Origin of the sequence: Paenibacillus phytohabitans (genome assembly GCF_013141775.1) — a bacterium.
In the GTDB taxonomy this organism is placed as follows: Bacteria; Bacillota; Bacilli; order Paenibacillales; family Paenibacillaceae; genus Paenibacillus_AQ; species Paenibacillus_AQ phytohabitans.
Genome location: NZ_WHOB01000093.1, coordinates 314,759 through 327,711, shown reverse-complemented (window position 1 = coordinate 327,711; position 12,953 = coordinate 314,759). Strand labels below are relative to the sequence as shown.

The 12,953-nt window shown below is 52.1% G+C and carries 11 protein-coding genes; 7 read left to right on the top strand and 4 right to left on the bottom strand.

From position 1 onward, the window contains the following. Positions 1 to 220 precede the first annotated feature (220 nt). Positions 221 to 1,171 (top strand): helix-turn-helix transcriptional regulator, encoded by a 951-nt coding sequence (locus tag GC101_RS32500; protein ID WP_171720671.1) that lies wholly within the window; start codon positions 221 to 223, stop codon positions 1,169 to 1,171. A 91-nt stretch (positions 1,172 to 1,262) separates the two neighbouring features. Here GC101_RS32500 and katA read toward each other — a convergent pair whose 3' ends face one another. The 3 genes from katA to glgP all read right to left on the bottom strand — a co-directional run bounded on the left by katA (position 1,263) and on the right by glgP (position 5,574). Then, on the bottom strand, positions 1,263 to 2,714 hold the full coding sequence (gene katA, locus GC101_RS32495; RefSeq protein ID WP_171720670.1) for a catalase KatA: 1,452 nt from the start codon (positions 2,712 to 2,714) through the stop codon (positions 1,263 to 1,265). Between the two features lie 329 nt (positions 2,715 to 3,043). Next, positions 3,044 to 3,568 (bottom strand): discoidin domain-containing protein, encoded by a 525-nt coding sequence (locus tag GC101_RS32490; RefSeq protein WP_171720669.1) that lies wholly within the window; start codon positions 3,566 to 3,568, stop codon positions 3,044 to 3,046. 389 nt (positions 3,569 to 3,957) lie between these two features. Beyond that, entirely contained in the window at positions 3,958 to 5,574 is a 1,617-nt protein-coding gene (gene glgP / locus GC101_RS32485; RefSeq protein WP_171720668.1) for an alpha-glucan family phosphorylase, read from the bottom strand. Between the two features lie 293 nt (positions 5,575 to 5,867). Between glgP and rbsK the strand changes: the two genes are divergently transcribed. From rbsK to GC101_RS32455, 6 genes are all read left to right on the top strand, one after another. Further along, positions 5,868 to 6,836: a ribokinase gene (gene rbsK / locus GC101_RS32480; RefSeq protein WP_343049844.1), complete on the top strand. Its 969-nt coding sequence runs from the start codon at positions 5,868 to 5,870 to the stop codon at positions 6,834 to 6,836. A 324-nt stretch (positions 6,837 to 7,160) separates the two neighbouring features. After that, entirely contained in the window at positions 7,161 to 7,925 is a 765-nt protein-coding gene (aroD, locus tag GC101_RS32475) for a type I 3-dehydroquinate dehydratase (protein WP_171720667.1), read from the top strand. Between the two features lie 458 nt (positions 7,926 to 8,383). Further along, complete coding sequence (locus GC101_RS32470; RefSeq protein WP_171720666.1) at positions 8,384 to 9,076, top strand: response regulator transcription factor; 693 nt, start codon at positions 8,384 to 8,386, stop codon at positions 9,074 to 9,076. Next, positions 9,073 to 10,437 (top strand): sensor histidine kinase, encoded by a 1,365-nt coding sequence (locus GC101_RS32465; protein WP_171720665.1) that lies wholly within the window; start codon positions 9,073 to 9,075, stop codon positions 10,435 to 10,437. The genes GC101_RS32470 and GC101_RS32465 overlap by 4 nt, the downstream gene beginning before the upstream one ends. Next, positions 10,434 to 11,066 carry a PepSY domain-containing protein gene (locus GC101_RS32460; RefSeq protein WP_171720664.1) on the top strand — a complete coding sequence of 211 codons (633 nt, stop codon included), beginning with the start codon at positions 10,434 to 10,436 and terminating at the stop codon, positions 11,064 to 11,066. Before GC101_RS32465 ends, GC101_RS32460 begins: the two co-directional genes overlap by 4 nt. Before the next feature lie 192 nt (positions 11,067 to 11,258). Further along, on the top strand, positions 11,259 to 11,828 hold the full coding sequence (locus tag GC101_RS32455; protein WP_171720663.1) for a PepSY domain-containing protein: 570 nt from the start codon (positions 11,259 to 11,261) through the stop codon (positions 11,826 to 11,828). Positions 11,829 to 11,899: 71 nt separating this feature from the next. On the opposite strand, the gene GC101_RS32450 is transcribed toward GC101_RS32455, so the two are convergent. Beyond that, a complete protein-coding gene (locus tag GC101_RS32450) occupies positions 11,900 to 12,664 on the bottom strand; it encodes a MerR family transcriptional regulator (RefSeq protein WP_171720687.1) in 765 nt (254 codons plus the stop codon). Positions 12,665 to 12,953 lie beyond the last annotated feature (289 nt).

Sequence of the window (12,953 nt, the reverse complement as noted above, 5' to 3'; positions counted from 1 at the left end):
AAATAATAGTTATAGAAACCCTTGTTATTCAAGGGTTTTTTTTGTTTTTTTCTACATGGGGCGGAAGTATTGGCTTATTAAAAATGCACATTGTATGCTGGTGGCCGCTCTATGCGCTGATAATGCTATATTATGCAGACAGCCATGTTTATATAGACCTGTTATATTAGAACTATAGAAGTACAGGCACTATTTACTTGGAAGTTGAGGAGCATTTATTATGACAGACAAAGTAATACGGATTTTCAAGATCATTAACGCCATCCAGTCGAATCCCGGGATTACGGCTGCGGATTTGGCATTCCGGTGCGAGGTGAATATTAGAACGATTTACAGGGACTTGGATGTAATCAGTCATTTTGCACCGGTGATGAACGAGGGGAGAGGAACAGGTTATAAGTTTATGGGGAAATTCTTCTTATACCCGCTGGATTTCTCCGAGCAGGAGGCAATGGCCTTCTCTCTGCTGCCCTCCGTGCTGGCACCCGGCAAAATCCCCCCAGGTTTCCTATCTGCCTTTGACAAAGTCATGGGCACACATCTGAAGGAGAAATCCAAACAGAATGGAATGCTTGAGAATATTTCAGATATTATCCAAATGGGCAAGCCTGCTTACCGCAAGGAGAGCCGGAATTTCCTGCAGCCGCTGATCGGGGCGATTATGGAGCAACGGCGGATTCGTACGGTATATCACTCGCAATTGCGCAACGAGACAACGCAGCGGGAGATTGATCCTTATTATTTGATTCCGCGTGACCAGAGATTCTATCTGATTGGCTATTGCCACCTGAAGAGGGCGATCCGGACGTTTCGTATCAGCCGTTTTCTGCAGGTAGAGGTGACGGATACCCCCTTCGACAAAGGGGATTTCAATATTAAACAGTATCTGAAAAATACCTGGTCGATCGACCGGGGCAATAAGAATACCACCTTCAAAGTGCGGTTTCATCCGGAGGTAGCGCGTTACATCAAAGAAGAGGAATTGTTCGTGCACCCGCGAATGACCGACGAGGAAGACGGAAGTCTGCTGTTTGAAGTCACCGTCAATAACGACAAGGAATTTATTAAGTGGATTCTGCAATATGGCCCTAACGCCGAGATTCTTGAGCCGGTATCCGCGAGACAGGGACTGAAGCAGCAGCTGGAGCAGTGGATGAATGTGTATCATTAGGCTATATACATAGAAAATCATAGAAAATGCTGTAAGAAACCCCTGACTGATGAAGTCAGGGGTTTCTGTGCGCTGGAGGATGCAAGTGGAGTTACTCCGGTACCACCAGTCCCAGTCCGTCCGCGATACGCCGGCCAAATTCCGGATCGGCTTTGTAGAAATGGCCAATCTGGCGAAGCTTGATCTCATCCGACTCCACTGGAGTCATAGCTCCTACAATATTGCGTACGAGCCGGGCACGCTCCTCCTCACTCAGTAGACGGTACAGGTCGCCAGGTTGAGTGTAGTGATCATTGTGGTCGTAAGGGACGCTGTCCGCTTGGCCGGAGACTGCAAAAACGGCCGGTTTATCCTGCGGCGACTCGGTTGCCCCGCCGAAGCTGTTAGGCTCGTAATACACGGAGCCTCCGCCGTTATTGGTGTGATTCAGCGCGCCATCCCGCTGATTATTGTTAACCTCAGCGATGGGGCGGTTAATCGGCAGGTGGTTGTGATTCGCTCCTACCCGGTAACGGTGGGCATCACCGTAGGCGAAGAGGCGGCCTTGGAGCATTTTATCAGGAGAGGCTTCTATCCCTGGCACAAATGATCCCGGAGAGAAGGTAGCCTGCTCCACTTCAGCGAAGTAGTTCTCCGGATTGCGGTCCAGCACCATGCGGCCCACCTCAATCAGCGGGTAATCCTTCTGGGACCATACCTTGGTGACATCAAACGGGTCGAAACGGTAGGTGTCAGCATCCTCTACAGGCATGATCTGCACATGCAGTCTCCAGGCGGGGAAATCCCCTTTGTCGATCGCATTGAACAAGTCCTCAGTATGGTAATCCGGGTTGTCACCGGCAATCTGCGCAGCCAGATTAACATCGAGATTCTTGACGCCCTGCTCTGTTTTGAAATGGTATTTCACCCATACTGCGGCGCCTTCTGCATTCACCCACTTGAACGTATGGCTGCCGAAGCCGTGCATATGACGGAGGGTGGCCGGTATGCCGCGGTCAGACATCAGAATGGTAACCTGGTGCAGGGATTCAGGGGAGAGCGACCAGAAATCCCATACAGCGTTCGGGTTCTTCAGATGTGTCTGCGGGTGGCGTTTCTGGGTATGGATAAAGTCCGGGAATTTGATCGCATCACGGATGAAAAAGACAGGTGTATTGTTGCCGACGAGGTCATAGTTGCCTTCTTCGGTGTAGAATTTCACGGCAAAGCCGCGCGGATCACGCACGGTATCAGCAGAACCCAGCTCCCCGGCTACGGTAGAGAAGCGGATGAACATTGGTGTGCGCTTACCGACTTCAGATAAGAAGGCAGCTTTTGTATATTGGGAGAGATCCTTGGTGACTTCAAAATAACCATGGGCACCGGCACCTTTGGCATGGACGACACGCTCAGGAACACGTTCCCGGTTAAAATGGGCTAATTTCTCCAGCAGGTGGACATCCTGCAGCAAAGTGGGTCCGCGGGAACCGGCTGTCATAGAATTCTGGTTGTCACCTACCGGGGCACCCCAGCTTGTCGTTAGTTTGTTATTGCTCTCACTCATGAATACAGTCACCTCGTATTAGGATTTGATTTTAGATTAAGTATAAGTTTTATAATAACAAAAAATTAAATAAAATCAATCCTTTTTTATAATCATTATAATTAACAATATGCGGAAGAAGGTAAAATCATGATAGGGTAGACTGCCTCTGGTGCGGAATATATCTGGCATTATTGGATGGCAAGGGCAAAGGCGAGTGAGAGGGAGGTATGAGCTGAAGAAGTAGGGTGACAACGTCAAAAACCCTCTACGTTGGGCGTAAGAGGGTCTCTATTGCTGCTATCAGTCAGGAATGCGGCCTGTATCTGATAAGCGGATGTAAGCGTTAATTATTCGTACAGCTCCAGCTCGCCTACAGAAGTGGAATAAGCACCGTTGTTGGCGGTAATGACTAGCCTGTAGCTGGTATAGTCACCTGTAGAAGAGAGGCTGAAGTAGTAAGAGGAACCCGGATAATAAAGGCCAGACTGGCTGCTCAGAACGACCCAGCTGCTGCCGTTACTGGAGCCCTGAAGGGTCCAGGTTTTTGGCACATTCGCCTGAGGCTGGGATGAGGTGGTAAGCCTATAGCTGCGGACCTTTTTGGAAGTGCCAAAGCTGTATTGCAGATATCCTGAGCTGCCGCTGGAAGTGGAGTAATAGGTGCTGTAATCATGGTCAAAAGCTTTGTAGGCTTCATGGAATGCCCATTCGCTGCTGGCGGAGGCGGTACCCGCCGGACTTGTGTTGGAGGTCATCACTGGAACAAGATTGCCGGCAGCACTGGCTCCGGTTAAACTGATCGCGGAAGCAATAAGCAGAGTCCCTAAGCCGATGCCTACTTTTTTGAAGCTGCCCATTCGTTGCAATTGCATTTGCCCATCTCCCTTTGTAGTGGTTTTACCTGCTTCATTTGTGCGTGTTTGGCCTAAATAAACTCCCGGGAACTTCTAGCCGCTCATCGCATATCTTATTGTGCAAACGTTTGTAGCACACTATCACTGTAACCTAAGTGAACTGAAAATAATGTCGGAATTGGACAAGCAGCCAAAAAAAATTGGTTGGGGAAACTGGTTTCACTAAAAGTAGGATATTTGCCCGGAATTCCGCTGGAAAGCAGATTAAATGAAGATGATTAACGTTATTAAAGATAAAGAATATGAACTGAAAACTCGTGGAACCTAAAAAATCCCGCCCGCTTCAGCGGGCAGGAGGGAACGAAGAAAGGGCATGTAGAAGGAAGCAGCAGAACTGTGGACGCCAATCAGCCTTTGATGTACATCCGGTTATAGTATTCATCCAGCATGCGTTTGGTGGCGAACTCGGTGCGGGTGGTCTCAATGCTGCGGTGCATCATCTGCACCCACTTGTCCTTGTTCTCATAGAAGGTCGGCAGAACACGGTTCAGGAGTGTATCATACAGGGCATCGCTGTCGTGCTGATCAAGCACCGCGAAGTCCGTAGTCTCAAAGCCGTCCCCGATCTGCCAGCCGTTCTCGCCGTCTATACAGGCTTCCGGCCACCAGCCGTCAAGGATGGAGCAGTTGAGGACGCCGTTCATGGCGGCCTTCATACCGGAGGTTCCGCTGGCTTCCAGCGGTCTGCGCGGATTGTTCAGCCAGATATCGGAGCCGCGGGTGAGCTGGGCACCGATGGTCATATCGTAGTTTTCCAGGAAAACTACGCTTTTCGGGTATTTTTTCATCATGGCTACGAGGTTGCTGACGATTCTCTTGCCGTTATCATCCAGCGGATGCGCTTTGCCGGAGAAGACAATCTGAATTCTGCCGCTCTCCAGGTAAGGCTCAATCACCTCGGGCTGGGAGAAGATCAGGTCACTGCGTTTGTAGGGAGCTGCGCGGCGGGAGAAGCCGATCAGCAGGTTGTCGGCATTCAGGGCAATCCCGGAGCGTTCCTCGATGAAGCCGATCAGCTCCTGCTTGATCTCCTTGTGTGTGGCCCACAGGTCGCCGCCTTCCTCAAAAGCACGCGTCATCCGTTCATCCACCCAGGTAGGCGTATGAATTGCATTAGTAATGCCGATGATCTCGGACCGGCCGGCGACCTCTTTCCACATTTTATTGGCGGTATCGGCATGGAGCTGGGCAACGGCGTTCGAGATACGGGACAGGCGCAGGCCTGCCACAGTCATGTTGAACGGCTCTCCGCCGATCCGCTCCATCTGAGCGCGGGTTAAGCCGTTAAAAGCACCCATGTACTCCAGACGGTCGAGCGGATGGGTCTCATTACCTTCCTTGATCGGTGTATGTGTAGTGAACACAACCTCTTCCCGTGTAGCTTTCCAGGCTTCCTCAAAAGTACTGCCGCCCGACATCTTCTCACGGATCAGCTCAATTGCTGCAAGCGCGGCATGCCCCTCGTTGAAGTGGTAGACATCAATCGGAATTCCCAGGGCACGCATGGCCTTGACGCCGCCGATCCCCAGGACAATCTCCTGGGCAATGCGTTCTTCCCCGAACCAGCCATACAGCTGGCCTGTAATCCAGGCATCACTGTTCTCGGGAATATCGGTGTCCAGCAGATAAAGCGGGCTGTTACCGAAATGCTCTGTTTTCCACACTTTGCAGACGACATCGGTTTTTCTGACTTTTACCGTAACCTTGACGCCTGTATCTTCAAGGAACTCATATACATAATTATGGTAGGAGTCGTATGGATTGCCGTTTGCATCAATTTTCTGGTCCGTGTAGCCTTGTTTCCATTTGAGTCCGATGGGGATGATTGGAGCGCCTATATCCTTGGCACCTTTGATGTAATCTCCGGCCAGAATGCCCAGGCCTCCGGCGTACATTTTGAAGTCTGAATGGAGCCCGTACTCCATGCTGAAATAAGCTACTGACGGCAGTTGGTTCTCGTTCACTTGATAAGCCTCCTAAATATGATTTAGATTATTATTGGCCAAGCTGCAGGCTTTATCTAAGATGCAAACGTTTGCTCAAAAGAATATGCTGATTTCTGGAAGCGATTGCACACCTATTCTAGCATATTTGTCTTTAAAAAGCACAGCGAAGTTTTGATGAAAAAAAGCTGCCAAAGCTTCTATTCATAAAAATTTGATTAACCCGGCTGAAGGCCATAAGATAAGAGGATAACAACCAGTAACGCCGGTGCCGTCCCTTCCATGGAGAAGGTAGCCTTAATGGCGAAGAAACAATGGAAATAAACCAAGTGGTGGTGTTCATGTTGAGTATAGTCGTAATTGGAAGTCTGAATATGGATATGGTAGTACGCACGAAACGGGCTCCGGAAGCGGGCGAGACGCTGTTTGGTCAGGAATTTGCATTGTCCCCGGGCGGCAAAGGTGCCAATCAGGCCGTTGCTGCAGCCAGACTTGGCGCGGAGGTAACCATGATCGGCAGAGTGGGCCGGGACTCTTTTGGCAGCGGACTGCTGGAGGTTATGTCACAGGAGCAGGTTCACACCGGATATATCACGCAGAGTGAGTCACAGGCTACAGGAGTCGCCTCCATTGTGGTGGACGGAGAAGGCGAGAACCGGATTATTGTGGTCCCCGGTGCGAATGTCGAGATGAAGCCGGCCGATATTGAAGCACTTGAACCGGTTATCCGCCAAGCCGGAATTGTCGTCATGCAGCTGGAGACGGATCTGACTATGGTAGAGGCTGCGGCTGCCGTTGCTTCCCGCCATGGAATTCCGGTGATCCTCAACCCGGCACCGGCTCAGCCGCTCGGAGATGAATTGCTTCACCATGTGACTTACCTGACTCCGAATGAAACAGAGGCGGGCATTCTGGCCGGTATTTCTGTAGAGAGTGTGGATGATGCGGAGCGTGCGGCACGGATTTTGCTGCAAAAAGGGGTTCAGCACATTATTGTCACACTGGGCTCCAAAGGGGCGCTGATTGTGAATGCCGCCGGCAGCCTGCATGTTCCCGGGTTCCCGGTACAAGCTGTAGATACAGTGGCAGCGGGCGACTCCTTCAACGGGGCGCTGGCCTGGCAGCTTACCCGCGGGAAAACGCTGGATGAAGCGGTCAGATTCGCGAATGCGGTCGGTGCACTGGCGGTTGGCAAAGCGGGAGCGATTCCTTCGCTGCCAAGATTACAAGAGGTGAAGCAGTTCCTGCAGGAAGCTGCTGATGCCGAGCCGGGCGCACAGTAGATTTAGCGTAAGGATCGTGTAAATGGTCCTTTGAGATTCGTAAGTTCATTCTGTATAGGCAAAATGTTGCAGGTATTACAACTTGAATCCATAAATACCGCGTTGTCCGGACGGATTGTTGTATGAAATACATGAATTGTTTGTTTATTCTGCATGGTAAGGGGAGAATATTGCCTTTTATACAACAATTTCGGCTTCTGGTTAATATATTGCGGGGATTGTTGTATTCTGTGCAGGATTGTCTGACCAGATACAGAATGCTGCGGATAAGCGAGCCGTACGGTTAATTCACAGGCTTAGCCTGATACATAAGGAGCTGAAACGATGAGCGGTACAGTAACCGTTAAGAATGTGACCCTTGGGGAGGGGATGCCCAAAATCTGTGTTCCGCTGGTCGGAACAACGTTATCCGAGCTTCGGGAAGAGGCGGAGGCCCTTAAGGCTCTGGCTCCGGATGTGGTGGAGTGGCGGAGCGATTTCTTCAGCCAAGTGGAGGATATCGCAGCAGTAACGGAGGTCCTGGAGGAAATCCAGCAGCTTCTGCCGGAGATTCCGCTGATCTTCACGTTCCGCAGCGCCAAAGAGGGCGGGGAGAAGGAAATCTCCACAGAGTATTACTTCCGGCTCAACAAAGCCGCTGTAGAGAGCGGATACGTTGATATTGTGGATGTGGAATTGTTTAACGGGGAACAGGAGGTCCGCGGGCTGATTGCCACAGCGCATGACAATGCGGTATTCGTGATTATATCGAATCATGATTTCCATGGCACGCCGTCACAGGATGAAATCGTCTCCCGGCTGCGCAGAGCACAGGAGCTTGGCGGAGATCTGCCGAAGATTGCTGTGATGCCGCAGAGTGCGGGGGATGTGCTGACCCTGCTGGCGGCAACAAACGTGATGCAGGAGCAGTATGCGGACCGTCCGATCATTACAATGTCGATGGCCGGAGAGGGTGTAATCAGCCGGCTTGCCGGTGAAATCTTCGGCTCAGCGCTGACCTTCGGGGCAGCGCATAAGCCTTCGGCTCCGGGTCAGGTAGCGGTTGCCGAGCTGCGCAGTGTGCTGGAGCTGCTGCATCGCAGCTTATAATTGCTGCTGCTATTGCCTGTTCATACGCAGTAGAAGAGAATGGGGTGTTTCCGAGCCGCTTAAACGGCCTGGAGCACTCTTTTTTGTTTAATCCGCAGAAAGTGGGCAATAGACGGGAACGAGAGGGATATTGGATTTGGCGGTATCCGGGAAAAATGAGGAAATGAGAGGGATAATTTCCTCTGATTGAGCGAAAGGCGGACAGAATGAGGAAATGAAAGGGATAAATCCCTTTGGTTGAGCGTTAGGCGGGCATGTTGAGGAAGGGGGCAGGGGTCCATAGTTAAGGGGATGTATAGTTCATACTATTAAGAATAAACCGGAGAATTACGAGGAGCGAGGGGACATTGGCCAGAGGCAGAGTTTGAATCTGCGCCTGCCTATGCCCTACAATGGAGGCAGCCGGATTAAGAATAAGCATGCATACACGTGCATGCAGGCAGAAAGGCGGAACGCCAATGACAGAATCTATCCTGGTTGTTGAGGATGAGGTGAGAATAGCCCGTCTGCTGCAGATTGAGCTGGAGTGTGAGGGATACCGTGTATCCATTGCCGGCAGCGGCCATCAGGGACTTGAGCTGTATCAGGAGCAGCAGCCGGATCTGCTGCTGCTGGATGTAATGCTGCCCGGATTCAGCGGAATAGAGCTGCTGCGGCGTATCCGGGCGAATGATGCCGATACTCCTGTGCTGCTGCTTACGGCTAAAAGCTCGGTGGAGGATAAGGTATCGGGGCTGGATTTAGGGGCAAATGACTATATTACCAAGCCTTTTCAAATAGAGGAGCTGCTGGCGCGTGTCCGCGCTGCGCTGCGGCTGGCATCAGGACGTAAGACAGCGGAAACAGACTCCTGGCTGAGAGCGGATGATCTTGAGCTGAACGAAGCTACACGTGAGGTAATGCGGGCGGGCAGAAGGATTGAGCTGACGCCGCGGGAGTTCGATCTGCTGGTGTTCCTGCTGAAGAACAAACGCCAGGTGCTGAACAGGGAGCAGATAATGACAGCCGTCTGGGGATATGACTATTACGGGGATACGAATGTCGTGGATGTCTATATCCGGTATGTCCGCAAAAAGCTTACGCAGGATAATCAGGAAGAACTGATCCATACGGTGCGGGGCATCGGTTATGTGCTGAAGGACTCCCTATGAAGCTGCGGAGCAAAATCTATCTGTACTCCAGTGTGCTGTTTGCCGTACTGCTTGTCATCATGAACCTGTTCATTTACCTGATGTTCAGCCGGTTGTCGACAGATAGCCAGCTGGAGCAGGCTGCTGCCGAGACAGCCAGGGTCGCTGCTGATATGAGAAGGGCGGGAAGCGGGGTAACGGCGCCGGAGCTGCTCCGGGCCTATGTGCCGATTGAAGGGATGCTTCGGCTGCTCGCACCGGACGGGAGCGGTCCTTCGCCTGTCACTTCAGCCTCCGAACAGGAGATCAGCCGGCTGAAGCCGGTCTATCATTCTGAGAAGCACACTGGAATTATACAGGCGGGCGGGCGCTCCTATGCTTTCGTGAGTGCTCCGGTCATCTGGACGGACGGGAACGTCATGAATGTCCAGATGACCAAAAGTCTGGAGAGCACCATGAGTACACTGCGGGTGCTCCGGATTGTGCTTGCCGGAGCCACGCTTGTTGCGCTGCTGCCGCTGCTGCTCTCCAGCCGGTTGCTGTCGGGGCTGATTATGCGCCCCATCGTGCAAATGACAGTTACCATGCGGGAGATCAAAAATAGCGGGAAATTCCGCAGGCTTGCGCTGAAGGAGACCTCCGGGGATGAGCTGGTGGAGATGGGGCGTACGTTCAACGAGATGATTGCCCTCCTGGAGAGCAATCATGTGAAGCAGGAGAAATTCGTCTCCGATGCTTCACATGAACTGCGCACACCGCTGACGGTAATTGAGAGTTATGCCAGCCTGCTGAAGCGGAGAGGGCTGGATCATCCCGAGTTGTTCAATGAATCGGTTGAAGCCATTCATTCTGAAGCTGTACGGATGAAGGAGCTGACCGAACAGTTGCTGCTGCTGGCAAAGCATCATGAGCATTGGGATCTTGAGATGAAGATGATCGATTTGGAAGAGCTGGCCCGAGCTTCGGCCAGGGTATTTCATAATGCATATGGGAGAGAAGTGACCGTCCAGTCCAAGGGCCCGGTTGAAGGCTACAGCGATGAAGCGAAGCTGAGGCAGCTGCTGTTCATCTTCCTGGACAATGCCCGCAAATACAGTGATGAGGCGATAACTGTCAGCCTTGAAGCTTCCGGGCAGGAGCAGGTTATAGTCATTACGGACCGGGGGATCGGGATTCCCCCGGAGGAGCTGCCTAAAATATTCGACCGTTTCTACAGAGTGGATGAGGCAAGAAGCCGTGAGGGCGGAGGTGCAGGCCTGGGGCTGTCGCTTGCGGCAGAGATCGCAGGCGCGATTGGTGCCAAGCTGTCCATGAATAGTGCAATAGGTCTGGGAACCTCGGTGATGATCCGGATTGCCGCTGAGAGCAGGGGAGGACAATGAACAAGCAGCGTGAGAATACGAAACGAGTGAATAATAAACGATCGACCAAGAGCCTCCTGTACAAGGCGGTCATTATTTTGGCTGTGCTCATCGTGCTGGTACTTGCTGCACTGTGGATATCCGGTAATGAATCCGAACAGCTGCTGTCCAGGGAACAGGCGGAGCAGGCCGTGCTGAAGGAATATGCCGGAACGGTAGAGAGTCTGAGGCTGCAGTCCGGGAAATACGTGGCAGAGCTGGAGACTGCGCAGGGATTATATGAGCTGAAGCTGGATGGAGCCACGGGTGATATCCTCTCCATAGTGTTGCTGAAGCGCGCAGCAGAGCCAGCTGTTCAGCCTACACCCGCAGCCTCTCAAGCCCCTGCGGGCGGAGCAACCGCTGCACCGTCACCAGCTCCGTCCCCGTCAGCGCAGCGTGTGGTCTCAGAAGACGAAGCGGTCCGGCTGGCATTGCAGGAAGTGGCGGGGGAACCGGATGATGTGGACACCGGAATCAATGACTCAGGCGCATTTTATCTGGTGGAGATTAAAACTTCAGACGGACGAGAGGCCGTAGTTCAGGTGAACGCCATCTCTGGCAGCATTATGTCAGTAACGTGGGAAGAACCGGATGGAGATAACTCCTGAGCCTTTTTCTAAGACAAGAATATATATGTTCTGGGGCCCCCGCAAAGTACCTGAGTAAACATCGAAGCTATAGCTCCACTTTGTGAGGTTAATTTTCTCATCAAATTCTAATGTTCCTCCCGCTGTCCTCTCATGTTGGGCCGTTATAGTTACTACATGAGCAGCACAGATTGAACTTAGGAGGCGGCAAAGATGAAGAAGAAAGTATGGAGCAGTATAGCGGCAGCAGCATTGATTCTCGGAGGTGCCTACGGCATCGGCGAGGTTAAGGGCGGTACTGCGGCAGCAGCCGCATCGGTGCAGAGTCAGAGCAAAACGCTGATCGGTGTAAGCAAAGCCGAAGAGATTGCTTTGAAGGCGGCACCGGGACAGGTAGAGAGCATTGATCTGGATAAGAAACTCAGCGGTACGTATTACGATGTCGAGATCCGGCAGGCCAAGCAGGAGATGGATGTCCGGGTAGATGCGTACACGGGTAAAGTGATAAGCGTGCGCAAAGAAACAGACGATGACGACGATGATAACTATGAAGTTGCTGCTACAGCACCAAGCGGAACGCTGATTACAGCGGCCAAAGCAGCCGCAGTAGCATCAGCCTCAGTGAAGGGAACGGTAGCTGAAATTGACCTTGACCGGGACAATGGCGGAGCCGTGTATGAGGTGGAGATCAGAAACGGACGGGTCTCGACGGAAGTGGGAGTCGATGCGTATACAGCCAAGATTGTGTACACCGATGTAGACTCCGACGACGATGATGATTGAGCCATACAGCAGTATAAAAAAGAGGCAGCCGTGCAATCCGGCTGTCTCTTTTTTATAAGGGGACCCTCACACTACTGCTTCGCGCCCGTATACACATGTACAGCATCCCGCAGGAACCCGGCCAGTCCGGGACGGCGTTTGTCGTAATAGGCGGTGAAGCGTTCATCATCGACATACATCTGCGCTACCCCAGCGTGAGCTTCCTTGGTGTAGGTATCCCAGTAGAAGCTAAGCCACTGCCGGTGCAGATCAGCTGCCTTCTGCGCAAGCTCACCTGCAGAATCTCCTTCCTCCATCGCCTGCTCCAGCGAAGCGAACATGTCTGCTTCAAGCTGCTGGATGGCAGCATACTGCTCCTCGGTCATGTTCTTCAGCTTGCGGTTCGACTTCTCTACGGCATCTTCGCCGTACTTCTCCCGGATTTCCTGCCCGTACTTCTGCTCGTTATCGTCAATCAGCTTCTGCTTAAAGCCTGCGAATTTCTCATCATTGCTCATTGTAATTCTCCCTTCGGTGTGTGCAAGTGTCTGCTCGACGTTCGCGATCAGCCGGTCCAGCTGCTGTCTCCGCTGAAGCAGCTTGTCATGGTGCTCACGCAGCGCGCGGGCCCCATCGAAGGAAGGTGATGTGACAATGTCCCTGATCCCTTCGAGGCTTAAGCCCAGCTCCCGGTAAAAGAGAATCTGCTGCAGCCGGTCTACTTCGGCCTGGCCGTAGATGCGGTATCCCGAGGAATTGATTCTGGCCGGCTTCAGAATCCCGAATTCATCGTAATACCGCAGTGTCCGTGTACTGATCCCCGCGAGTGCTCCCAGCTTCTGAACAGTGTACTCCATTGTCATTTCAGCCTCCAACTCTGTCTTGGCGTATACAGCATGGACGTGCTCTATCGTCCCCGCCGTGTAAGCTGCTGCTTACAAGAATTACTCTACACCTTCACGTAACGGCAATGTCAAATCCTAATTTTAGGATAACCCGAGGGCTAGCAGGATAACCAGATAACCGGATAATATCTCAAACAGCAAACAGCAAACAGCAAACAGCAAACAGCAAACAGCAAACAGCAAACAGCGGCAGTCTCCGTAGCTGCTGCTAGGAAACTGCCGCTGTCAAGCGGAGCATGAG